The following is a 2,145-nucleotide window of genomic DNA, read 5'->3' on the forward strand; positions in this document are numbered from 1 at the left end:
GTCGGCGCCGGCGTCGGCGATGCTTTCCAGCCACAGGCCGCCGCCCTTGGTGAACATGATCACCGGCACCTTGCGGCCTTCGTGTTCGCGGATCAGGCCGCTGACGATCTTGCGCATGTAGGCCAGGGAGAACTCCTGGTACGCCGCCGCCGACAGGTTGCCACCCCAGGTGTCGAAGATCTGCACCGCCTGAGCGCCGGCCATGATCTGGCCGTTGAGGTAGGAGGTGACCGACTGCGCCAGCTTGTCCAGCAGCAGGTGCATGGCTTGCGGGTTGTCGTACAGCATGGCCTTGGTCTTGCGGAAGTCTTTCGACGAGCCGCCTTCGACCATGTAGGTGGCCAGGGTCCACGGGCTGCCGGAGAAGCCGATCAGCGGCACGCGGCCGTTCAGCTCGCGGCGGATGGTGCTGACCGCATCCATGACGTAGCCCAGGTCCTTGTGGGGATCGGGGATCGGCAGGGCTTCGATGTCGGCCAGGGTGCTGACGACTTTCTTGAAACGCGGGCCTTCGCCGGTTTCGAAGTACAGGCCCTGGCCCATGGCATCAGGGATGGTCAGGATATCGGAGAACAGGATGGCCGCATCCAGCTGTGGATAGCGGTCCAGCGGTTGCATGGTGACTTCGCAGGCGAACTCCGGGTTCATGCACAGGCTCATGAAGTCGCCGGCGTGGGCGCGACTGGCGCGGTATTCCGGCAGGTAGCGACCGGCCTGGCGCATCATCCACACAGGGGTGACGTCCACGGGTTGCTTGAGCAGGGCACGAAGGAAACGGTCGTTCTTGAGGGCAGTCATGTCGGCATCCGCAAAAAAAGTGCGGGCATTTTCTCAGAGCGCGACGCAAAAGGCACGGCAAGAGCCGTGCCTTTTGTCTATCGGGTCAATTTGTCGCGGATATGAAAGCGCCACAAAACAAATGTGGGNNCGCTCCCACATTTTGATCCCATTTCAATCCGGGATCGGGGTCAGACCTGCAGGTAATCCAGGATACCTTCGGCGGCGTTGCGGCCTTCGAAGATGGCCGTCACTACCAGGTCAGAACCGCGCACCATGTCGCCACCGGCGAAGATTTTCGGGTTGCTGGTCTGGTGTTTGTACTGGCCTTGTTCCGGGGCTACAACGCGGCCCTGGCTGTCGGTCTGGATTTCGAACTGCTCGAACCACGGCGCCGGGCTTGGGCGGAAACCGAAGGCGATGACCACGGCGTCTGCCGGGATGATCTCTTCGGAACCCGGGATCGGCTCGGGGCTGCGACGGCCACGGGCATCCGGTTCGCCGAGACGGGTCTCGACCACTTTCACGCCTTCGACACGGTCTTCACCGACGATAGCGATCGGCTGCCGGTTGTAGAGGAATTTCACGCCTTCTTCCTTGGCGTTCTTCACCTCTTTGCGCGAACCCGGCATGTTGGCTTCGTCACGACGGTAGGCACAGGTCACCGACTTGGCGCCCTGGCGAATCGAAGTGCGGTTGCAGTCCATCGCGGTATCACCACCGCCCAGCACCACGACCTTCTTGCCTTTCATGTCGACGAAATCTTCCGGCGACTTTTCAAAGCCCAGGTTGCGGTTGACGTTGGCGATCAGGAAGTCCAGAGCGTCGTACACGCCCGGCAGGTCTTCACCGGCGAAGCCACCCTTCATGTAGGTGTAGGTGCCCATGCCCATGAACACGGCATCGTATTCTTCGAGCAGTTGCTCCATGGTCACGTCCTTGCCGATTTCGGTATTGAGGCGGAACTCGATACCCATGCCGGTGAAGACTTCGCGACGATGGCTCAGTACGGTTTTTTCCAGCTTGAACTCGGGGATGCCGAAGGTCAGCAGGCCACCGATTTCCGGGTTCTTGTCGAACACCACCGGGGTCACGCCGCCACGCACCAGCACGTCGGCACAGCCCAGGCCCGCCGGGCCCGCGCCGATGATCGCGACACGCTTGCCGGTCGGCTTGACCTTGGACATGTCCGGGCGCCAGCCCATGGCGAACGCGGTGTCGGTGATGTACTTCTCCACCGAACCGATGGTCACCGCGCCGAAGCCGTCGTTGTGGGTGCACCCACCCACGCACACACGGTCCTGCGGGGCCACCCCGCCGCACACATCCGGCAGGGGGTTGGTCTGGTGTGACAGCTCGGCGGCGGCG

Annotated in this window: 2 protein-coding genes; both read right to left on the bottom strand. The window is 62.6% G+C overall.

The window, feature by feature from the left end; genetic code table 11:
* Window positions 1-798, bottom strand: a 798-nt coding sequence (gene hemE / locus HX846_RS30470) for a uroporphyrinogen decarboxylase (protein ID WP_178966807.1), incomplete at its 3' end; no start/stop codon positions are given.
* A gap of 170 nt (window positions 799-968) precedes the next feature.
* On the bottom strand, window positions 969-2,145 hold a 1,177-nt coding region (locus HX846_RS30475), incomplete at its 5' end, for an FAD-dependent oxidoreductase (protein ID WP_178966808.1).

This window comes from Pseudomonas sp. K5002 (assembly GCF_013386655.1).
GTDB lineage: Bacteria > Pseudomonadota > Gammaproteobacteria > Pseudomonadales > Pseudomonadaceae > Aquipseudomonas.